Raw genomic sequence first — 20,500 nt, forward strand, 5'->3', positions numbered from 1 at the left:
GCGTGTGAGCCTGCTCAGTCCCCGTGCACGATGCAGACCGCGTCGAGCTCCATCGACGCCTCGAGCGCCGCGGTCACCCCGGGCTCGCCCTCCGGCCCGAGCGGCGTCACCGTGTCCACCCACCAGAGCGGCGTCTCGAGCGTCGGGGCGTCGGGCAGCAGCCGTCGGACCTCGTCGGACGAGTCCACCCGCCGCACGCCGAGGACCGTGATCACCGGGCGCACCGCGTCGCGGCACACCTGCAGCACCGGACCGTCGTCGAGCGCGCGGACACCCCAGGCGTCGTCGTGCAGCAGCAGCGCCTCGGCGACGTCGCGCGGCTCCACCGGTCCGCGGCAGAGGAGCGTCACGTCACGCGGCACCCTGACCGCCCGTCCGCTGTCCGGAACGGGCACGCTCGCCACGGTCGTGCCCGTCGAGGGCGCCCTCGTCGTGCGCGGGGTCGAGCGGCGCGCCGCCGACGAGCTGCAGGAAACGGTCCTCGTCGATGCGGTCGAGGAACGCCTCGAGCGCCTCCCACCCGTCGTCGAACCGGACGACCAGACCGCCCCCGCCGAACACGGACGTGGTGGTGCGCTGCGGCGGCCACTCCCCCGTCCGGTCCAGGAACCCGGCGGCCTCCGGACCGACCACGACGGCGAGTGGCGACGGCTCGCCGTGCGTGACCGCACGGACCAGGTGGTCCGCGTCGCCGCGCCGCTGCATGACCACGCCGAACACCGGTTCGACCTCGTCCGCCACGCGCTGCACGGCGTCCAGGAGCTTCGACGCGAGCTCCGGGTCGGCGCCGTCCTCGGGGATGGTCAGCACGGCCGACATCGTCTCCACGACGACGCCGTCGAGCAGGTGCGCGGTCATCGTCGCCGAGAAGCCGTCGCCGACCGCGTAGGAGGTCGACACGTCCGGTGCCTCGTGCTTGGCGTACTGCGTCACGACCCAGCGGTCCCACGGCACGGTCAGCGGCTCGCTCGTGCCCCAGTGCGTCGGGCAGGTGCCGACCGTGTCGCAGAGCGCCTCGATCGCCGCTCCCACGTCCACCGCACGGTCGGCGTGGTGGCGGAGTGTCAGGTCGATGCTGATCTGCCGGACCGAGTCCGCGGACACCGGGTGCGCGGGCGACGGCGGACCGACGAGCTCGGGGCCCTGGGCGACGAAGTCCTCGATGCCGGCGGCGGAGACGCCGGTCCGGCCGTCCCGCAGCGATCCGTCCTGGTCGTCGACCGCCCATGCGGCCTGGTGCGCACCCAACGCGTGCCGGAGGGCGGGGGTGAGCGATGCCTCCCGGCCGGTGCGGAGCACGACCGTCCGGCCGGACTCCGACGCGCGGCGCAGGAGCGAGGCGAGCGAGTCCGTCAGCCACACGACCGGCGAGGCGGACCGGACCACGATGGCGGTGCCGACCACGTCGTCGATGAGGGGATGCCTGACCATCGGTCCTCCTCCTGGTAGGGCGTCGAACCCGTTGGACGGTACACACGGGCGCAACACCTGTCCGTCAGCCAGGGGACCTCACAGGACAGACACGGACACCGGCCGGGAGGCACGGCACGCGGCCGCCACGGACCGTGCGGCACGCACACGGCTGGCATCCAGCGGAGAATCCGCTAGGCTTGCTGCGTCCCGCTGGTCGGGATGCGCGAGTGTAGTTCAATGGTAGAACTTCAGCTTCCCAAGCTGATAGCGCGGGTTCGATTCCCGTCACTCGCTCTCCTTCCTCCTCCCACCGTCGACCGCGGTGACGCGCTGGCTCCTCCCAGCCGGTTCCCGAACGCGGGGTTGTCGCGTGCCTCCGGACGGCCTTGACTCGTCCGGGAGCACGACGCTCCCTCGGAACAAGGAGGCACGAGCATGCGATCGCTCGTCTACACCAGCACGCAGACCCGACCGATCACGGACTCGGAGCTCGCGCAGATCCTCGCCGTCGGGCGCGAGAAGAACACCCGTCTCGGCGTGACCGGCATGCTGGCGCACAAGGGCGACAACTGCATCGGGATCCTCGAGGGCGAGGACGCCGTCGTCCACGAGCGGTTCGCGCAGGTCCGTGCCGACCCGCGGCACACCAACGTCCGGGTCCTGCTCGACGAGGACGTCGCCGAGCGGTCCTTCCCCGACTGGTCGATGGCCTTCCAGTCGCTCGACCCGCTCGTGCAGCAGGTCCCCGGCTTCAGCGACCTCTTCACCTCCGGACGCCCCGCCGACCCAGCCTTCGGCGCGTCACGGGCGAAGGGACTGCTCGAGTGGTTCCGCAAGCACCCGTTGGCGCCGCTGACGTCGCAGCAGACGATCGACGCCGAGGCCCCGAAGACCCGCGCGATCAACGGGGCGATCGCCACGATCCACGACGGTGGGGTCTCGGGCTTCTCCGTCCCGGCGGTCGCCGAGCGCAGCGGCATGACCGTCGCCCAGGTCACCGAGCTCTTCCCGAGCCAGCACGCGCTCCTCGCGGCCACCGTCATGCGCTGGACCCGTGCCGTCTCCGCCCCGCTCCAGCCCCTCGCCGCCGAGAAGGGCACCGTGGCGTACCTCCACGCCCTGCTCGTCGCGCACGCCGAGGAACCCGCCCTGATGCGGCTGATCGCCTCGAGCCTGGTCGTGGCGACCGACCCCTCGGCCGACGGCGCGGACTACTACCGGTCGGCGTACCTGGAGTTCCGCGAGGTCGTCCGCGCGTCGCTCGCCGCGGACGTCCGGGCCGGACGGGAACCGGCGACGATGGACCCGGTCCGCGGCTCGCAGCAACTGCTCGCGCTCTACGACGGGCTCCGCCTGCAGTCGCTCCTGACGGGTGACACCGACGTGGTGGACGCCTTCGACCGGGCCGCCACGCGGATGCGGCGCGGGTGGTCGGAGCAGTACGAGCAGCCGACCTACTGGGACATCCCGGTCGCGGGGACGCGCTAGGGGCTCCGGGCGGGAGCGTCGGCGGGCGCGCGGGAACCCCACCCGGACCACGGCCGGTACGGTCGACGGCGTGCCGACGGTGCCACACCCCGTCCGCACGACCCGGGAGACCCCGCCATGCACCTCCGCCGATCGCCCACCCCCGTCACGCCCCGGACGAGTGCCTGGACCGACCCCTACGGACGGCTCGCGACACGCTGCCTGCAGACCGTGCTCGTGGTGGTGGTGCTCGGCGGGATCGTCACGGCCGCCACGACGCTGAGCCTCGTCACCATCCCGGTGCTCATCGCCCTGATCGTCGCGTCGGCGCTGCACCCGCTCGTCGGCTGGCTCCGCCGGCACGGCGTCCCGTCCGCCCTCGCGACGGCGGCGGCGTTCGTCGCGGTCCTGGCCGTGCTCGCCGGCATCGGCTGGCTCCTCGTCGCCGCCGTCGTCGGACAGTGGTCCGCGCTCCAGGACTCGGCGGTGGACGGTCTGCAGCAGGTGCAGGACCTGTTGCACGAGCTGCCGATCCGCGTCACGGACGGCCAGATCGAGGACGCCGTGGACGGTGTCGTGGACTTCGTCACGAGCGCACGGTTCGGCGCGGGTGCGATCGCCGGCATCTCGGCGGTCACGAACTTCGTCACCGGGGCCGTCCTGATGGCGGTCGTCCTGTTCTTCTTCCTCAAGGACGGGCCGGCGCTGTGGGAGTTCCTGCTCCGCCCGTTCGTCGGTGCACAGTACGAGCGGGCGCGCCGTGTCGGCAACCGCGTCGTCACCACGCTCGGGGGGTACGTCCGCGGCACCGCCGCCGTCGCCGCCTTCGACGCCGTCGCGATCGGCACCGGGCTCGCGGTCCTCGGCGTCCCGCTCACGATCCCGCTGGCGGTCGTCGCGTTCGTCACCTCCTTCATCCCGATGATCGGCGCGCCGATCGCCGGCACCCTGGCGGCCCTCGTGACGCTCGTCTCGCTCGGTCCGGTGCAGGCGGTCGTGGTCGTGGCGATCGTCGTGCTCGTCAACCAGGTCGAGGGCAACTTCCTGCAGCCCGTGCTCATGGGCAAGACCCTCCGGCTGCACGGTCTCGTCATCCTGGTCGGGCTCACCGCGGGCACGGTGCTCGGGGGCGTCACCGGTGCGCTGCTCGCGGTGCCCCTGATCGCCGCGGCCTGGGGCGTCGTGCAGGTCTGGGACGGCGAGGACGAGCCGGCCGTGGCCTGGCGGCAGAAGCGGCGGGAGACCGTCCCCGTCGGCTGACCCGCCGCGCACTACGCTGCCGTGGTGGAGAGCATCCGGTTCGACGGGCACGTGGTCATCGGCGGCGGGGCCGTCGGTGCGGCGACGGCACACGCCCTGACCGCCCGCGGCGAGCGCGTCCTGCTCGTCGAGCAGCACGGGCGCGGTCACCACGAGGGCTCGTCGCACGGCGCCACCCGCATCTTCCGCCAGGGCTACACCGACCCGGAGTACGTCGCGCTGACCTCGCGGGCGCTGGCGCTCTGGGACGCGCTCGAGACGGCGTCCGGCACCACGCTCCTCGACCGGACCGGTGCGGTGGACCACGGGCGTCCCGAGGTCGTCGACGCGATCGCCGCCGCGCTGTCCGACGCGGACATCCCCCACGAGACGCTCACCACCGACCAGGCGTCGGCCCGGTGGCCGGGCATCGCCTTCGAGGGCCACGTCCTGACCCACGCGAGCGCCGGCCGCATCCGGTCGGCCGAGGCGATCGAGGTGTTCCTGACCCTCGCCGACGGCAGCGGGCTCGCCGACCTCCGCTTCGACACCCCGGTCACGGCGATCGAGGACCACGGCGACGACGTGACCGTGTCGTTCGGCGACGGCACGGCGGTCCGCACCCGGAGCGTGGTGGCGGCCGTCGGGTCCTGGGCGCCCACGCTGGTGGGTGCGGTGCTCGCGGGACGCGGGGTGCGCCTCCCGGCCGTCCGCGTCACGCAGGAGCAGCCCGCCCACTTCCCCAGCCACCTGCCGGACCAGGCGTGGCCGTCCTTCGTGCACTGGGCCGACGGCGACGACGTGTACGGACTCCTGACACCGGGTGAGGGCGTGAAGGTCGGGTTCCACGGCACCGGACCGGTCGTCGACCCGGACGCGCGCGACAAGCGGCCGGTCGCGGCCGAGGCCGAGCGCCTGCAGGCGTACGTCGCCCGGTACGTGCCCGGCGTCGACGCCACCCGCCCCACGTTCATCAGCTGCCTGTACGACACCACCCCGGACGAGGACTTCGTCATCGACCGCCGGGGTCCGATCACCGTCGCGACCGGGTTCTCCGGACACGGCTTCAAGTTCGCACCGCTGCTCGGCGAGCTCGTCGCGGACCTGGCGACCGGTGGCGCCCCGCACCCGCGCTTCGCCCTCTGACCGCGTCCGGTCCCGCTACGGTGACCGGGTGCGCATCGTCATCGCTCCCGACTCCCTGAAGGGCACCGCCACCGCGGCCGACACCGCCGACGCCGTCCGTTCCGGATGGGTCGCCGAGCGGCCGGACGACGTCGTCACGACCGTCCCGATGGCCGACGGCGGCGAGGGGACGATCGCGGCCTTCGCGGCCGCGTTCCCCGGTGCGGAGCGGGTCTCCGTGACGGTGACGGGTCCGGCCGGCACGCCCGTCGACACCCACTGGCTGCGGCTGCCGGACGGCCGCGCGGTGGTGGAGCTCGCGGCGACGAGCGGGTTGCCGCTGCTCGCCGGTGCGCTGCAGCCGGAGACGGCGACGAGCCGCGGGTTCGGCGAGGCGATCGCGGCGGCACTCGACGCCGGGGCGACCGGGCTCGTGCTCGGCATCGGGGGCAGCGCCTCGACGGACGGTGGGCGGCCGGTGCTCGAGGCGCTCGGACTGGTCGTTGCCGCGGACGGCGGCCTCGACCGTTCGGCCCTGCGTGCCCTGCCGGCGGGCGGGGTCGTCGTGCTGAGCGACGTGACCTCGCCGCTGCTCGGACCCGCCGGCGCGGTCGCGGTGTTCGGGCCGCAGAAGGGCGTCACGCCGGAGTCCGCTCCGGCGCTCGAGGCACGGCTGGCCGACTGGGCGGGGCGCTTCCCCGAGGTCGACCCGGCGACGCCCGGTGCGGGTGCCGCGGGTGGTGTCGGGTTCGGCCTGATCGCCTGGGGTGCCACGGTCGCGTCGGGTGCGCGCGCTGTCGCCGACGTGCTCGGGCTGCCCGCGCTGCTCGACGGCGCCGACGTCGTCGTGACCGGCGAGGGGCGCTTCGACGAGCAGAGCGCAGCGGGCAAGGTGCCGTCGGTCGTGCGGGCGCTCGCCGCCGAGCACGCTCCCGGCGCGCGGGTCCTGCTCGTCGCCGGCGAGGTCGAGGCTCCGCTCGACGACTACGACGCGGCGGCGTCGCTCGTGGTGCTCGCGACGCAGACGACCGGCGAGCCGGACGACGCGCTGCGCGATCCGCTGCGGTTCGCGAGGATCGCCGGGCAGCGGTTGGCGCGGCTCGTCGGCTGATCCCCCGACCAGCGGCCGCGGGCCCGGGGTGGGGTGTGCCCGGTCCTTCCCATGACGACCGCGATACCTGGTCGGAACGGGCGTACTCGGTCGTTCGGAAGCACAGGTACGCCCGATTCCGCCCGGTACGCCCGATTCCGCCCGGTACGCCCGCATCCGCCCGGTACGCCTCGCGCCACGCCCGCCCCGGGACACGAGGGGGACCCCAACGCAACCTCCCTGCCCCGGGATCGCGGGATCAGACTGGGTCGTGGGTCGCACCCGGCCCGCGAAGCACCACCCCCACGAGGAGACCAATGCGCACCGTCAACGCGTACGCGGCACCGTCGGCCACCGAGCCGCTCGTCAAGACCACCATCACCCGTCGTGACCTCGGCCCGAACGACGTCGAGATCGACATCGCCTACGCCGGCATCTGCCACTCCGACATCCACACCGTCCGCGGCGAGTGGGGCCCGATCCAGTACCCGCAGGTCGTCGGCCACGAGATCGTCGGGCACGTCTCGGCCGTCGGCTCCGACGTCACCAAGCACCAGGTCGGCGACCGCGTCGGCGTCGGCTGCATGGTGAACTCCTGCGGCGAGTGCGAGCAGTGCCTCGCCGGCCAGGAGCAGTACTGCCTCAAGGGCAACATCCAGACCTACGCGGGCGTCGACCCGGCCGACGGCTCGATCACCCAGGGCGGGTACTCCGAGGCCGTCGTCGTCAACGAGGACTTCGTGCTCCGCGTGCCCGAGTCGCTCGACATCGAGAAGGTGGCGCCGCTGCTCTGCGCCGGCATCACGACCTACTCGCCGCTGCACCACTGGAAGGTCGGTCCCGGGTCGAAGGTCGCCGTCGTCGGCATGGGCGGCCTCGGCCACATGGCCGTGAAGATCGCCGTCGCGCTGGGCGCCGAGGTGACCGTCCTGTCGCAGACGACCTCGAAGCAGGAGGACTCGCTCCGCTACGGCGCGAAGGCCCACTTCGCGACGAAGGACCCGGCGACGTTCGAGGAGCTCGCGGGCTCGTTCGAGCTCGTCATCAACACCGTCTCCGCGAAGATCCCGATGGCGTCGTACCTCGGCCTGCTCAAGGTCGACGGCACGCTGGTCAACGTCGGCGCCCCGTCGGAGCCGCTCGAGGTGCCCGCCTTCGCGCTCATCCCGCGTCGCCTCAGCTGGGCCGGTTCGGCGATCGGTGGCATCGCCGAGACCCAGGAGATGCTCGACTTCTGCGCCGAGCACGGCATCCTGCCGGAGACCGAGCTGATCAGCGCCGACCGCATCAACGAAGCCTACGAGCGCGTGCTGTCGTCGGACGTCCGGTACCGCTTCGTGATCGACGCGGCCACCTTCGCCTGACGGCGTCCGTGGTCCCTGCGGCCGCCTCCGCCTGACGGCGACGGCGCGCGTCCCGACGTGACCGGTACCCGGGTGCGGTCACGTGAGGTGGTCGCGACCAGGTGACGGACGGGAGGCGCGGTGCCGGCTGGCACCGCGCCTCCCGTCCGTCGTCCCGGGCGGTGCACACCCGCGCTGTCCGCAGAACGCGAGCGCCCAGTCCGCGTCACGCGACGCGCCCGCTTCGTCCGCAGAACGCGAGAGGCTTGATCGATGGACAACACGACGAACGAGGGACTCCGCTCCCTGGTTTCGGTGTCCGGTAACGACACCGACGGAGCGATCGCGGACCTCGCCGGCATGTACGCCGGCAAGACCTGGCACTCCGCACACGTCGACGACGACTACTGGTACCGCTACGTCGCCGTCGGCGACGAGCGGATGAGCGTCCGCCGGTCGCAGATGCACGGCACCCTGCGCGGTGACGTCGCGGTCGAGGGCGAGGTCGTGGTGCAGTGGATCGACTCCGGCACCGCGACCGTCGACACCGGCCGCAACGCCATCCGCATGCAGCCGGGCGTCCCGGTGCTGTTCCCGATCGAACAGCGCTTCGACATGGACTACCGCGACTGGGACCAGCGGCTCGTGCACCTCGACCGCGAGCTCGTGCTCGACGTCGCGGCGGAACGGCACCTGGTCGACGGCACGCTGTCGTTCGACCGCTTCACCCCGCCGACCGCGGCCGCCGTGGAGCGGTGGCGCGCCTCGGTCGCGTCGGCCGTCCGAGCACTGCGCGACGAGGGCGCCGGTTCGCTCGCGTGGCACGAGTCACAGCGCGACGTCGTGCGATCGCTGCTCGAGCTGTACCGCTTCCACGGCGAGCCCGCGCCGACCGGCTGGGGTGAGCACCGCAGTGCGCGCATCCGCGCCGCGGTGGACACCATCCACGAGCGCGCTCACGAACCCCTGACGGTGTCCGACGTCGCCGAGGCCGCCGACCTGAGCGTCCGAGGCCTGCAGGAGTCGTTCCAGCGGACGCTCGACCGGACCCCGATGCAGTACCTGCGCGAGGTCCGGCTGCGCCGCGCGCACGCCGACCTGCTCCGGGCCGAGCCCGGGTCGGTGTCCGTGGCCGAGGTCGCCGCCCGCTGGGGCTTCACGCACATGGGCCGGTTCTCGGGCGAGTACCTGCGTCGGTTCGGCGAGTACCCCAAGCAGACGCTGCGGCGCTGACGTCGGACGTCCGCGCCGCGGGTGCGCTGCTCGACCGAGTCCCGGTCAGCCGACCTCGTCGCCCGACGGCAGAGCGCCGCACCAGTCGACGGACGACGCCTGCACGCTCGCCTCGAGCGCCCCGGAGGTCGCGTCCACGACGCTGACCAGGACCCCGGACGCGGACGCGGTGGTGACGGCGAGGAACTGGCTGTTCGGTGAGGGACAGACCGCGGTGACGCTCGCGTCGTCAGGCACCCGGACGGGCAGGCGTGCCGCGCGGCTCCCGTCCACACGCACGATGCGTTGGGCCAGGGTGCCGTCCGCGCGCACGTCGCCCACCACCCGCACGTAGGTGTCGTCGCCCAGCTGCGCGATCCGGCCGAGGTACGGCGCGTCGGTGCTGCCCTCGGGGGCGCTGATCGGCGTCCTCCGGCCGTTCGTCAGGTCGAGTCGGACGATGCCGGTGCCCGTCTCGACGACGGCCGTCGTACCGGTTCCGACGAACCCGTGCAGGAAGGTGGCGCTGCCGAGCCGGACGGGGTCGCTCCGCCCGCTCATGTCGACCAGCGCCAGATCGTCCGAACCCGTGCGGACGAGGGCGCTCTCGGTGCGGGGCACGTACGCCCACTGCGCGACGGTCATCGGGACGGCACCCGTGGTCGGTCGGCCGTCCGCGGCGATCGCGGTCGGCAGGTGCGTGCCGGTCATGTCGACCAGGTAGAGCCCGACGTCGCGGGACTGCCCCGTGGAGGTGTCGGCGTACTCGAACCCGAACGACGCGCCGTCGTCCGCGACGTGCAGCGCGGTGACCCGCCCCTCGCGCGTGGGCAGGGTCAGCCGTTCGACCGGCGTCGAGTCGTCCTGCACGCCGGCCGCCAGGGGCACGATCTCGACGGTCGAGCTGCCGTCGGCTCCACGCACAACCACGAGCGACCGCCCGAGTCGGGCGTACTCGGTGATGCCGGTGGCCTGGTAGACCGTCGTCGCACCGCCGGCGTCGAGCGACCGCCGCACGATCCGGTCCTTCCCGCCCGGCGCCCCGGGGACGAGCGCGAGGACGTCGGTGCTGCCGGTGGTGATCGTCGTCCGGAGCACCGACATCGCCGGTTGGCCCGGTGCCCGGACGCCCGCGACCGAGATCGCGTACGAGCGGTCGTACGCGAGCGGGCCGGCGAACTCGACCGCGATGGTGTTGCCGCTCGAGGTCACGGTGTGCGGCGCGGCGGGCGTCACGGTGACGGCGTCGGCGTCGACTCGCTGCAGGGCCTGGTTCGCGGTCAGGATGACGCGCTGTGCCGGACGGGAGACGAGCCCGGAGGGGTCGTAGGTCACGTCGCGGAGCCGCGGTCCCTGCTGCGAGCCCACGACGGCGGCCGCCGCGCCGACCAGCACGAAGACCGTCAGCGAGGCGACGAGTCGACGGCGGTACCGGTCACGCGGGCGGCGCCGGAGGGGCCCGTCGTGCTGCACGTCAGTACTCATACGGGTCCCTCGGCTGGTCCACGACGCGTACCGATGCGGCCCGGATCACGATGCGGGCGTCGGCCGACTGGTCGGGGTTCGCCGCGAGCTTGCCGGTCACCCGCACCCACCGGTCGGCGTCGGGCGTCGCGTCGCCGGAGGCGCCCTCGGTGACGACGCCGAGTCCGACGGGTTGGGCGTCCACGGCGCAGCAGCTGATCACGAAGCGGGTCAGCGTGAAGGACCCGTCGGCACCGGGCACCACGAAGCCCGTCAGCTCGACGGGCTTGCCGACGAGCGCCGTGGTGTCCGTGGTCTGGCGGATGAGCGCCGCCCAGTCCTTCACGCCGTACTGCGAGGTGTCGACGCCCGCACTGCCGAGCAGGGCCACGTCCTGCGTACCGGTGGCGTTCGACAGGGTCGGGGTGTCCACGCTCCGCTGCTGGGCGGTCCGGGCGGACAGGGTGGTCGGCGGGAGCACGAGCATGGCGACCGTGACGCCCACGGTCGCCGCTGCTGCGATGCCGCCGAGCACACCCCGGGTGATCCGCGCGGCCCTGGGGGCGCGACGGCGCACGGCACGGGCGGCATCGCCGGCGTGCTCGTACGCCGTCTCGCCGGCGTGCCCGAACCCCGTCTCGCCGGCGTGCTCGTGGGCCGTCTCGCCGGCGTCCGGACCCGCGTGGCCGCGGGCGTGCTCCTGCTCGGGGGCACCGCCGCCGGGGTGGGCGTCGTCGTCGTGGGCGTGGCCGTGGCCGCGGGCGACCGCCACGAGCCCGGCCACCGACGCCGGCACCGCGATCGCCGCCAGGACGACGGTGAACAGGTCGTACCGCGGGTTGATGTACAGGTCGAGGTGCCCGACGAGCGCGAGCCACAGCGTGCAGAGCGCCACCGCGAGCACCGACCCGAGGCCGAGGTACGCGGGCGCCTTCTCAGACGAGGACATTCATCACCAACCCGACCGCCGCCGTGAACAGGATGCAGACGACGGCGAGCAGCACCAGGAAGCGCGCGCGGAAGGTCGTCCGGAGCAGGGCGATCATCTTGACGTCGATGATCGGCCCGATGAGCAGGAACGCCGTGATCGACCCCGGCAGGAACGTCGAGGCGAAGGACAGGGCGAAGAAGGCGTCGACGTTGGAGCAGAGCGAGATCGTCATCGCCAGGAGCATCATCGCAGCGACGGACAGCACCGGGTTCGCACCGATCGACACGAGCGTCGACCGGGGAACGGCGACCTGGATCGCCGCCGCGAGCCCGGCGCCGACGAACAGCGCCGGCATCATCGTCGCCGTCTCACCGCCGAACTGCGACGCGCTCTCCCGCCAGCGGTTCCGCGACGGCGGCGCCCCGATCGCTGCGCGGCAGCGGGCCTCGAAGGCGGGGAGCAGCAGCTCGGCGGGCCGGCGGTGCGCGGCGACGATCCAACCGACGAGGTTCGCCAGCACGAAGCCGCCGACGATCCGGACGACCAGGATCCACCCCGACCAGCCGAACGCCTGCGCCGTGCTGATGATCACGAGCGGGTTGAGGATCGGCGCGGCGACCAGGAACGTGACCGCCTCGGCCGGGGTGAACCCGCGCATCATCAGGCCGCGGGCGAGCGGCACGTTCCCGCACTCGCAGACCGGGAAGAGCATGCCGATGAGCGAGATGACGGCCCGGCGGGGCACCGGCCGCTCCGGGAGGATCCGCTCGAGCACCCCGGCGGGCACCCACACCTCGACGATGATCGACAGCACGATGCCGAGCACGACGAACGGCAGCGACTCGACCACGACGCTGATCGCCAGCGTCAGGAAGTCCTGCACGACGTCCGGCAGCCCGGCCGTCCCGACGCTCGGCGACACCACGCGCACGCCGAGCAGCACCACGACGGCACCGAGCACCAGGCCAGGACCGGTGAGCGTGCGGGAGGGTGCGGGGCGAGTGGGGGCGCTCGTCACCGGGACAGGATAGGCGAGCCGACCCCCGCAGGACCTGCAGCCGCGCCCGCCCACCCGGCTGCCCGGTCCGCCGCGCGGAGCCGGGTCGGTCGGGTCACCCGGTGGGCAGGCCCGACAGGTGCCGGTCGAGCAGCGCGATCGCCCACTCGTGGGACTCCCCCGCGTCGAGCCGCGTGACGTGCACCGCCAGGCCGTCGACGAGCGCGTGCAGGCGGCAGGCCTCGTCGGCCCGCTGCTCCGTCGGCACCCCCACGAGTGCGACGATCCGGTCGCACCACGCCCGCATCTCGGCGACGACCCGGTCGAGCGCCGGCCGGAGCGCGGCGTCGGTGAGCGCGGCGTTCCCGAGCGCCAGGTACACGTCGAGCTCGACGACCCGCTCGTCGTCCAACGGCAGCAGTTCGAGCAGGATGCGTCGAGCGGTCTCCGCGTCCGACAGGTCGGCCGGGAGGGCGTCGATGCGCTCCCGGGTCCGGTCGAACACGAGCGTGATGGTCCGCTCGCGCATCGCGGCCTGCGTCGGGAAGACGTACCGGACGGTGCTCGGCGGCAGCCCGGCCTCGGCGGCGACGCCGCGGACGCTCAGGGCCGCGAGGCCGTCCCGCGCGAGCACGCGGCACGCGGCCTCGGTCACGTCGATCCGGCGTCGTTCGAGGTCCTCGCGGGTGGTCACCGTCCCATACTCGCACGCCCGTGCGACTCGTGCTACCGTCGGACACGCAGGAGTCGCACAGCCGTACGACTCGCGGAGAGGAGCCTCGTGGCCTGGGTGGTGCTCGTCCTGTCCGGCGTGCTCGAAGCGGTGTGGGCCACCGCGCTGAGCGCGTCGAACGGGTTCAAGAAGGTGGTGCCGACGATCGTGTTCGTCGCCGGCATGGTGCTCAGCATGGTCGGACTCGCGTTCGCCATGAAGGCGATCCCGGTCGGCACGGCCTACGCGGTGTGGGTCGGCATCGGGGCGTCCCTGACGGTCGTCGTCGCGATCCTCCGTCGGCAGGAGGCCGCCTCGCTCACCCGCGTCGCCCTCGTGCTCGGCCTGGTCGCCTGCGTCGTCGGCCTCAAGGTGGTGAGCTGAGGTGCCGTGGTTCGTCCTGTTCGTCAGCGCCGCGCTCGAGACCGTGTGGGCCACCGCCCTCGGCGCGAGCGACGGCTTCACCGTGCCGGGTCCGACGGCGCTGTTCGCGGTCACCATCGTCGTGAGCCTGGTCGCGTTCGGCTACGTGCTCCGGCACATCCCGATCAGCACGGCGTACGCGGTGTGGACCGGCACCGGCGCGGCCCTCACGGTCCTCTGGGGCATGGCGACGGGCGCCGAGCCGGTCACGTTCCTGCGCCTGCTCTTCATCGCCGGCATCGTCGGCTGCGCCGTCGGCCTGAAGCTCGTCCCCGCACGGCCGGTAGTGGCCGGGCGAGACTCGGCCCAGCGGACGAGTTCGCCCGATCAGGACACGAACTTGGTCCGCTGAGGCGAGTCTCGTGACGTTGCCCCCTGACTGACTGGAGGCGGGGGGGCCGCCCGCCCCCCCCCGCCCGTGAGTCAGGGGGTGACCCGATAAGAAGGGCGCCCCCGGCCACACGAACTCGGCGGCGGCGGGGTCGCGGCCGGCCGTGCCCCCGGCCAGCGCGGCGGCCACGCGGTCGGCGTGCGACGGCGGGTCGGACGGCACGTGGGCCGGACGGTCCGCCTCGTTGATCTTCCGGAGCTCGGGGACGATGTCCTCGGCCAGGATGTCGATCTGCTCGAGCACCGTCTTGAGCGGCAGCCCCGCGTGGTCGATCAGGAACAGCTGGCGCTGGTAGTGCCCGACGTGGTCCTTCATCGCGGCGTAGCGGTCGACGACCTGCTGCGGCGAACCGACCGTGAGCGGGGTCTGGGCGGTGAAGTCCTCCATCGAAGGACCGTGGCCGTACACCGGGGCGTTGTCGAAGTACGGGCGGAACTCGTTCCAGGCGTCCTGCGAGTTCTTGCGCGCGAAGAACTGCCCACCGAGGCCGACGATCGCCTGGTCGGCAGCGCCGTGGCCGTAGTGCTCGAAGCGCTGACGGTATAGCCCGACCATCTGCTCGGTGTGCTGGATCGGCCAGAAGATGTTGTTGTGGAAGAAGCCGTCACCGTAGTAGGCGGCCTGTTCGGCGATCTCGGGCGTGCGGATCGAGCCGTGCCAGACGAACGGAGCGACGCCGTCGAGCGGGCGCGGGGTGGAGGTGAAGCCCTGCAGCGGCGTGCGGAACTTGCCCTGCCAGTTGACGACGTCGTTCTCCCACAGCTGGCGGATGAGCGCGTAGTTCTCGATGGCCAGGTTCACGCCCTGGCGGATGTCCTGCCCGAACCACGGGTAGACCGGGCCGGTGTTGCCGCGACCCATCATGAGGTCCGTACGGCCGTCGCTGATGACCTGGAGCATCGCGTACTCCTCGGCGATGCGCACCGGGTCGTTCGTGGTGACGAGGGTCGTGCTCGTCGACAGGGTGATCTGCTTCGTCCGAGCAGCCAGGTAGCCGAGCATCGTCGTCGGGCTCGACGCGACGAACGGCGGGTTGTGGTGCTCGCCCGTGGCGAAGACGTCGAGCCCGGCCTGGTCGGCGTGCTCGGCGATCGTCAGGATGTCCTTGACACGCGTGGTGTCGTCCGGGGTGGTGCCGGTCGTGGGGTCCGTCGTGACGTCGCTCACGGTGAAGATGCCGAACTGCATGGTGCCCGCCTCCTGGGTGGCTTGCTGCGGTGCGCTCGGCTCGTGTGCCAGGCGCCGGTTCGATGCGTTTGCATCGACTTGGTGGGTACAACGTAGCGCAGGCGGAGGCATTCCCGCCACGTCCCCCGACGATGGAGCAGTCGTCGTCGGGTCGGGACGTGCCACCCGACGACTTCTGCTCCATGTACGGACGCGGAGCCGCTCGTCCGACGCACAGGCGTTCCTCCGACGCACAGCCGCTCATCCGACGCGGTGCCGCGTGTCCGGTGCCGCCCCGTGTGTCCGGTGCCGGCGACGAGCGTCAGGGACGCGGCGGCAGTGCTCGCGCGTCGGTCTGCTCCGCGTGGTGCAGGCCGTCGGCGAGCCACACCACCGTGACGACCGCCAGCACGCTCGCGCTCGAGGCCATGCGCCCCGCCACGAGGACGGCGTCGTGCAGGTCGGCGGCGCCGGTGACCCCGACGACGAGCGCCGCGACGGCGACCAGGAACGTCGCGCCGGTCCCCAGGAGCAGCACCGCCGTCACGATGCGACGTGGTCCCCGACGGCCGTCGCGGTCCCCGCGCTCACCCCGGTCGACCCGCGGGCCGACGGCTCGGACCAGTCCGAGCCAGAACAGGGCGATCGCGCAGGCCCCGATGATGTCGCTCACCCGGTGCCACCCGTAGACGACGGTCTGGTTGGCCACGAACACGGCGTACCCCGCCCCCACGAGCGTGGCGACCGGGCGCCAGCGCCGCGGGGTCACGAGCAGCACCGCGAACAAGGCCGCCAGCGCGATCGTCGCGTGCCCCGAGGGGAACGAGTTCGGGGTCTCCGACTGAGCGATCTCCGGGCGCTCGGCGATACGCTTGACCAGCGTCGAGGTGGCTGCCGAGGCGAGCACCACGACACCCGCTCCGAGCCCCACCGCGAGCCGGCGTCGAGCGAGCGCGACGGCGGCGATCACGACCACCAGCAACAGGATGACCGGCACCGAGATGACGTTCAGTGCAGTGTCCGAACCGAACAGGTCGGACTCCCGGACACCGCCCAGCGCGGCGTCCTCGACCCGCTGCCCGATCGGCGTCAGCACGGCGGCGGCGTAGACGAGAGGCACGATCACGAACCCCAGAGCCGCCAGCAGCGCCCACCGCAACCGTCGTGAGACCCACGGTCCGCGCGACTCGGGCGCGGTGCGTTCGGGCGTGCGGGTCACCGGCGTGGTCCTCCTCGGCGTGGCGATCATCGGTCTCCTCGTCCGGCTCGTGCCGCGGCTGCGATTCGGACGGTCGGGGTCCGACACGATACCGTTGGTCCGCCGGTCCGCGCCTGTGAACCAGGGGGCAGCCACCTCCGGATCCGACGGCCGCACCGCCCGTGCACCGCGGACGGACGCACCGGCTCCCCTCGCCGGCTCGTCCGGTGCGACCACCCTGTACCAGGAGGAGACCGAAGTGGCCATCAAGGAACCGAGCATCACGGCGTCCCCGAACCGGGCCCTCGCCCTGACCGCCGGATCGCTCCTGGCGCTCTGGGGCTTCCTCGGCTTCTTCTTCGCTGCCGACGGCGACCCCGGCTTCTTCAGCCGGCAGGGCGGCATGCTCTGGAACGCGTTCGGCGTCAACCCGGCGCTCTGCCTGTTCTGGGTGCTGCTCGCCGTCGTGCTCCTGATCACGGGTCTCGGCACCACCATCGGCTCGCGCAACGGCAACCGGCTCGTCGGCGTGGTGCTCGTCGTCATGGCGGTCTACGGGTTCGCACTCGGTGGCACCTCGGCCAACGTCTTCGCCCTCACCTTCGCGGACGACCTGTTCCACGCGATCGTCGGTGTCGTCCTGCTCCTCACCGCGTTCGGTGCGGACCGCGAGAACGTCCGCGCGCTCCGAGCGGCTGCACGCGCCTGACGCTCACACCGCACGTCCTCGACGCCCCGTCCACCGGCTGGTGGGCGGGGCGTCGTCGTGCGTGGCCCGACATGGCCGCTGCGGCCGCGCCGAGCTCGCCGGTCTCGCCGGTCTCGCCGGTCTCGCCGGTCTCGCCGAGCGGGTAGGACATGCCGCGCGTCGTCCACCGAGCGGGCACGACTCGTCGGCATCTGCCGCCGAGCGTGACGGACCCGGCCCGCTCGACGGGCAGCGCCGCCGGGCACGGGGCCACGGTGGGCGGCCCGCTCGGGGGTGGGGAGGGGGGGAGGCGCCGTCGGGCACGGGGCTACGGTGCGGCTGACGGTCGTCGGGCGGGGCGTCAGGCCTCGTCGGGACGGCGGGCTGCCTCGAGCTCGGTCGCCACGATCCGCGGCGCCTCGGACATGAACCGGCGGACGTCCAGGTCGACGATGATGTCCTGCGGTCGGAGCGGACGCGTCAGGTAGAGCCCCTCGAGCGAGGTCAGCCGTGAGAGCGCGACGTAGGTCTGCCCGGCGCTGAACACGCGCTTGCCGAGGTCCACCACGGCCCGGTCGTAGGTGGAGCCCTGGGACTTGTGGATCGTGACGGCCCAGGCCAGCCGCAGCGGGAACTGCTGGAACTCCCCCACGGTGTCCTTCTTGAGCTCCTTCTTGTCGGGGTCGTAGGAGTACTTGAACTTCTCCCACACGGACGGCTGGACCTCGAAGGACTCCCCGTCGACGTCGACCCACACCGTGTCGCGGATGGCCGTCACCTTGCCGAGCGTGCCGTTCACCCAGCGCTGGTCGGGATCGTTGCGCAGGAACATCACCTGGGCGCCGGGCTTCAGCTCGAGGGCCTCGTCCGCCGGGAAGTTGCGCCCGCCGAAGTCGCCGTTGACGTCGGCCCGCGCGGTCTTGAGCTTGCCGGGCAGCCGTTCGAGGGCCGCCTTGTTGATCCGCGCGACGGTGTCGTTGCGGGTCGCCAGGGTGATCGCGTCGTCGGGCGCCGGGCGGGCACCGGCGGTGTTGAGCTGACCGGCGACGTCCGCGGTGACCCGGCCGTGGCGCACCGCGGTGAGCATGGCGGCGAACGCGTCGTCACGCTGCCGGTGCACCGTCGCGAGCTCGACGATGTGGAGTTCGGCCTCGAGCCACACCTTCGCGTCGAAGAACCACATCGACCGGTAGTGGTCGGTGAAGTAGGCGCGCTCGTCCCCGTCCCCCGGCACGGGCGGCAGCTGGTACGGGTCGCCGAACATGACGACCTGCACGCCACCGAACGCCTCGAAGTGGCGGCCGCGGGCCTTGCGGAGCGACCGGTCCATGGCGTCGAGCAGGTCGGCGTTGACCATCGAGACCTCGTCGATGACCAGGGTGTCGATCGTGTTGAGCAGCTTGCGGGTCTCCGGGCCCTGGCGGAGCTCGGCGTCGGCGATGAGTCCGATCGGCAGCCGGAACAGCGAGTGGATCGTCTGTCCGCCGACGTTCAGCGCCGCGACGCCGGTCGGCGCGCAGATGACGACCTGCTTCTCGGTGTTCCACGACAGGTGGTTCAGCAGGGTCGACTTGCCGGTGCCGGCGCGCCCGGTGATGAAGACGTGGTCGCGCGTGTGCTCGATGTACTCGAACACCGCCCGCTGCTCGGCGCTGAGCTCGACGCTCACCGGGCAGCCGCCGCCGGGGCTCGGTCGGTCACGGCGCTGCCTGCGCGGGCGACCCGGTCGGCGCGCAGTCGCAGCAGGGTCACGACGACGACCGTCACCACGAGCAGCACGCCCGCCACGACGAGCACGACGCCGGCGCGGGACTGGTCGACGAGGGGCGTCGGCCCCCACTCGCGGCCCATCGCGCCGAACCACGGGGCCTGCAGCAGCCCGAGCGGCCCCTGCATCGCGAGGCCGAGCGACACCGTGCCGACGGCGACGACGACCGCGCCGACGATCCGCACGAGCGCCGCGCCGGTGCTCGCCGTCCGCGCCCCGGCCGCGACCGGGGTGAGGAGCGTGGGCACGGCGAGCAACCCGACGAGCAGCAGTCCGACGTCGACCAGGGTGCGTCCGGCGGGATCGCTGACCGACCACCGCAGCACCTGTGTGGCGTACAGACCCCACCAGACCGCCGCGAGCAGCACGAACGACGGGAACGGCTGCGCCAGGTAGCGGACGACGCCGCTGTCGACGATCAGGCCGGTCCACTCACGGACGCCGGTGGAGCCGTCGTGGCGTCGGTGCACCGCGGCGCGGATCAGCTCGACCGGTGCCGCCGCCCAGACCAGCGCGGGGATCACCAGGCCGAGGAGCACGTGCGCGCCGACGTTCGCCGAGACCAGGAACCGGTCGTAGGTGTGCAGCGCGCCCGAGGTCGCGACGACCAGGGAGACGAGCGCGATCGCGGCTGCGACCGATCGACCGACCGGCCAGGCGTCACCGCGACGCCGGAGTCGCACGACCCCGGCGGTGTACGCGGCTGCGGCGAGCACCGCGGCCATGAGCCAGAACAGGTCGACGTTCCACTGCGTGAGCCAGCCCCACGCCCCGGGGGCGCTGGGCAGCGGGTCGTCCGTGAGGAGCTCGGCCGGCGTCGGGTTCGTCGTCTTGCTCAGCGCCACCTGGCCGACCGGGGTCGCGGTCCGTCCCAGCGCCGCGGCGAACCCGCTCGCGAGACCCATCACCGCCAGCTCGACGAGCACGAGTGTCCAGAACGGCCCGCGGCGCTCGGGGGCGTCGGAGAGGGCACGGATCGCCCGTCGGCGCTGCACCGCGCCGAGGACGCCGATGCCGATGACGGCCGCGATCTTGACGAGCACGAGCACGCCGTAGGGGCTCGCCAGGTTCGCCAGGGTCCCGACGCGGATCACGGCCGACGCCGTCCCGGACACGGCGACGAGGACGAAGCACCCGAGCGCGATGCTCGAGTACCGCGCGACGACGAGCGGCAGCCGGTCGCCCAGCAGGACGCCCCGCAGCAGCACGACGAGCAGCAGGCCGCCGACCCAGAGCGCGGCGCCGACCAGGTGCAGCCCGAGCGCGGTGACGGCGGAGTCGTGGCTGGCCGTGCCCGCCGCGTGCCCCTGCTGGGCGAGCGGGACGAGACCGATCATCGCGATGCCCGCGGTGAGCGCCACCATGCCCCGCCCGCGCACGGCGAAGCACAGCACCGTCACGGCGGCGGCGACCAGCACCGACACGAGCCAGGCGGTCCCCAGGTCGGTGCCGGTGAGGAAGACCCCCATCGACTGGCCGAACTGCTCGTCGAGGCTGACGGCCGAGCCGGCGACGGACAGGAAGGTGAAGAAGGTCGTGACGGCGGCGGCGACGGTCCAGACCCCCGCGGCACCGGCGGCGACGTCGATCGCGCGGTTCCACTCGGGGTGGCTGCGGGACAACCCGACGACGGTGAGCGCCAGTCCGCCGATCGTGGCAGCTGCGGAGAGGTCGACGACCAGTCGGGCGATCGGCAGGCCGAAGCGCACCACGGCGCCCGGGTCCGCGATGAGCGCGCGGTCCGCCCCGCCGCCGATCACGAGGGCGACGAGGAGCGAGACGAACCCGACGAGCAGCAGCACGGCGGGGCCGGCGATGCGTGCGATCCGGTCCACCCGACAAGCCTAGGCGCTGCCCGACCGGCCACGGCAC

18 protein-coding genes, 1 tRNA gene and 1 pseudogene are annotated in these 20,500 nt (G+C 73.0%); 10 read left to right on the plus strand and 10 right to left on the minus strand.

All coding sequences use genetic code 11. The features are described 5' to 3' along the window. Positions 1 to 14: 14 nt before the first annotated feature. Positions 15 to 350: a hypothetical protein gene (locus QUG93_RS10325; protein WP_289473816.1), complete on the minus strand. Its 336-nt coding sequence runs from the start codon at positions 348 to 350 to the stop codon at positions 15 to 17. Between the two features lies 1 nt (position 351). Next, positions 352 to 1,431, minus strand: a complete 1,080-nt coding sequence (locus QUG93_RS10330) for a DUF6177 family protein (RefSeq protein WP_289473817.1) — start codon at positions 1,429 to 1,431, stop codon at positions 352 to 354. Between the two features lie 205 nt (positions 1,432 to 1,636). Between QUG93_RS10330 and QUG93_RS10335 the strand changes: the two genes are divergently transcribed. The 7 genes from QUG93_RS10335 to QUG93_RS10365 all read left to right on the plus strand — a co-directional run bounded on the left by QUG93_RS10335 (position 1,637) and on the right by QUG93_RS10365 (position 8,910). After that, a tRNA-Gly gene (locus tag QUG93_RS10335) sits at positions 1,637 to 1,707 on the plus strand. A gap of 141 nt (positions 1,708 to 1,848) precedes the next feature. Next, positions 1,849 to 2,901 carry a BLUF domain-containing protein gene (locus tag QUG93_RS10340; RefSeq protein WP_289473818.1) on the plus strand — a complete coding sequence of 351 codons (1,053 nt, stop codon included), beginning with the start codon at positions 1,849 to 1,851 and terminating at the stop codon, positions 2,899 to 2,901. Positions 2,902 to 3,018: 117 nt separating this feature from the next. Next, complete coding sequence (locus QUG93_RS10345; protein WP_289473819.1) at positions 3,019 to 4,140, plus strand: AI-2E family transporter; 1,122 nt, start codon at positions 3,019 to 3,021, stop codon at positions 4,138 to 4,140. Positions 4,141 to 4,164: 24 nt separating this feature from the next. After that, positions 4,165 to 5,265, plus strand: coding sequence for an FAD-dependent oxidoreductase (locus tag QUG93_RS10350; RefSeq protein ID WP_289473820.1), 1,101 nt, complete (start codon positions 4,165 to 4,167; stop codon positions 5,263 to 5,265). A gap of 28 nt (positions 5,266 to 5,293) precedes the next feature. Next, positions 5,294 to 6,355, plus strand: coding sequence for a glycerate kinase family protein (locus QUG93_RS10355; RefSeq protein ID WP_289473821.1), 1,062 nt, complete (start codon positions 5,294 to 5,296; stop codon positions 6,353 to 6,355). A gap of 296 nt (positions 6,356 to 6,651) precedes the next feature. Next, positions 6,652 to 7,698 (plus strand): NAD(P)-dependent alcohol dehydrogenase, encoded by a 1,047-nt coding sequence (locus QUG93_RS10360; RefSeq protein WP_289473822.1) that lies wholly within the window; start codon positions 6,652 to 6,654, stop codon positions 7,696 to 7,698. A 252-nt stretch (positions 7,699 to 7,950) separates the two neighbouring features. Then, positions 7,951 to 8,910, plus strand: a complete 960-nt coding sequence (locus QUG93_RS10365; protein ID WP_289473823.1) for a helix-turn-helix transcriptional regulator — start codon at positions 7,951 to 7,953, stop codon at positions 8,908 to 8,910. A gap of 45 nt (positions 8,911 to 8,955) precedes the next feature. On the opposite strand, the gene QUG93_RS10370 is transcribed toward QUG93_RS10365, so the two are convergent. The 4 genes from QUG93_RS10370 to QUG93_RS10385 all read right to left on the minus strand — a co-directional run bounded on the left by QUG93_RS10370 (position 8,956) and on the right by QUG93_RS10385 (position 12,975). Then, positions 8,956 to 10,374 (minus strand): hypothetical protein, encoded by a 1,419-nt coding sequence (locus QUG93_RS10370; protein ID WP_289473824.1) that lies wholly within the window; start codon positions 10,372 to 10,374, stop codon positions 8,956 to 8,958. Beyond that, positions 10,364 to 11,302 carry a TIGR03943 family putative permease subunit gene (locus QUG93_RS10375; protein WP_289473825.1) on the minus strand — a complete coding sequence of 313 codons (939 nt, stop codon included), beginning with the start codon at positions 11,300 to 11,302 and terminating at the stop codon, positions 10,364 to 10,366. Before QUG93_RS10375 ends, QUG93_RS10370 begins: the two co-directional genes overlap by 11 nt. After that, positions 11,289 to 12,302 (minus strand): permease, encoded by a 1,014-nt coding sequence (locus QUG93_RS10380; RefSeq protein ID WP_289473826.1) that lies wholly within the window; start codon positions 12,300 to 12,302, stop codon positions 11,289 to 11,291. The genes QUG93_RS10375 and QUG93_RS10380 overlap by 14 nt, the downstream gene beginning before the upstream one ends. 94 nt (positions 12,303 to 12,396) lie before the next feature. Beyond that, positions 12,397 to 12,975: a TetR/AcrR family transcriptional regulator gene (locus QUG93_RS10385; protein ID WP_289473827.1), complete on the minus strand. Its 579-nt coding sequence runs from the start codon at positions 12,973 to 12,975 to the stop codon at positions 12,397 to 12,399. 87 nt (positions 12,976 to 13,062) lie between these two features. Here QUG93_RS10385 and QUG93_RS10390 point away from each other — a divergent pair, with 87 nt between their 5' ends. Together QUG93_RS10390 and QUG93_RS10395 are read left to right on the plus strand one after the other, a co-directional pair. Next, on the plus strand, positions 13,063 to 13,377 hold the full coding sequence (locus QUG93_RS10390; protein WP_289473828.1) for a DMT family transporter: 315 nt from the start codon (positions 13,063 to 13,065) through the stop codon (positions 13,375 to 13,377). Between the two features lie 43 nt (positions 13,378 to 13,420). Continuing rightward, on the plus strand, positions 13,421 to 13,768 hold the full coding sequence (locus tag QUG93_RS10395; protein WP_434533104.1) for a DMT family transporter: 348 nt from the start codon (positions 13,421 to 13,423) through the stop codon (positions 13,766 to 13,768). A gap of 99 nt (positions 13,769 to 13,867) precedes the next feature. Here QUG93_RS10395 and QUG93_RS10400 read toward each other — a convergent pair. Both QUG93_RS10400 and QUG93_RS10405 read right to left on the minus strand, forming a co-directional pair. Next, positions 13,868 to 14,995 (minus strand): annotated as a pseudogene (locus QUG93_RS10400) (CE1758 family FMN-dependent luciferase-like monooxygenase); the annotation flags it as partial. A gap of 301 nt (positions 14,996 to 15,296) precedes the next feature. After that, positions 15,297 to 16,193, minus strand: a complete 897-nt coding sequence (locus QUG93_RS10405) for a phosphatase PAP2 family protein (RefSeq protein WP_289473829.1) — start codon at positions 16,191 to 16,193, stop codon at positions 15,297 to 15,299. A 238-nt stretch (positions 16,194 to 16,431) separates the two neighbouring features. On the opposite strand from QUG93_RS10405, the gene QUG93_RS10410 reads away from it, so the two are divergent. Beyond that, on the plus strand, positions 16,432 to 16,881 hold the full coding sequence (locus QUG93_RS10410; protein WP_289473830.1) for a DUF4383 domain-containing protein: 450 nt from the start codon (positions 16,432 to 16,434) through the stop codon (positions 16,879 to 16,881). 340 nt (positions 16,882 to 17,221) lie between these two features. On the opposite strand, the gene QUG93_RS10415 is transcribed toward QUG93_RS10410, so the two are convergent. Both QUG93_RS10415 and QUG93_RS10420 read right to left on the minus strand, forming a co-directional pair. Next, positions 17,222 to 18,529 carry an ATP-dependent DNA helicase gene (locus QUG93_RS10415; protein WP_289473831.1) on the minus strand — a complete coding sequence of 436 codons (1,308 nt, stop codon included), beginning with the start codon at positions 18,527 to 18,529 and terminating at the stop codon, positions 17,222 to 17,224. Beyond that, positions 18,526 to 20,463, minus strand: a complete 1,938-nt coding sequence (locus QUG93_RS10420) for a bifunctional copper resistance protein CopD/cytochrome c oxidase assembly protein (protein WP_289473832.1) — start codon at positions 20,461 to 20,463, stop codon at positions 18,526 to 18,528. Before QUG93_RS10420 ends, QUG93_RS10415 begins: the two co-directional genes overlap by 4 nt. Positions 20,464 to 20,500: the final 37 nt, after the last annotated feature.

It is taken from the genome of Curtobacterium caseinilyticum (assembly GCF_030363035.1).
Lineage (GTDB): Bacteria > Actinomycetota > Actinomycetes > Actinomycetales > Microbacteriaceae > Curtobacterium > Curtobacterium caseinilyticum.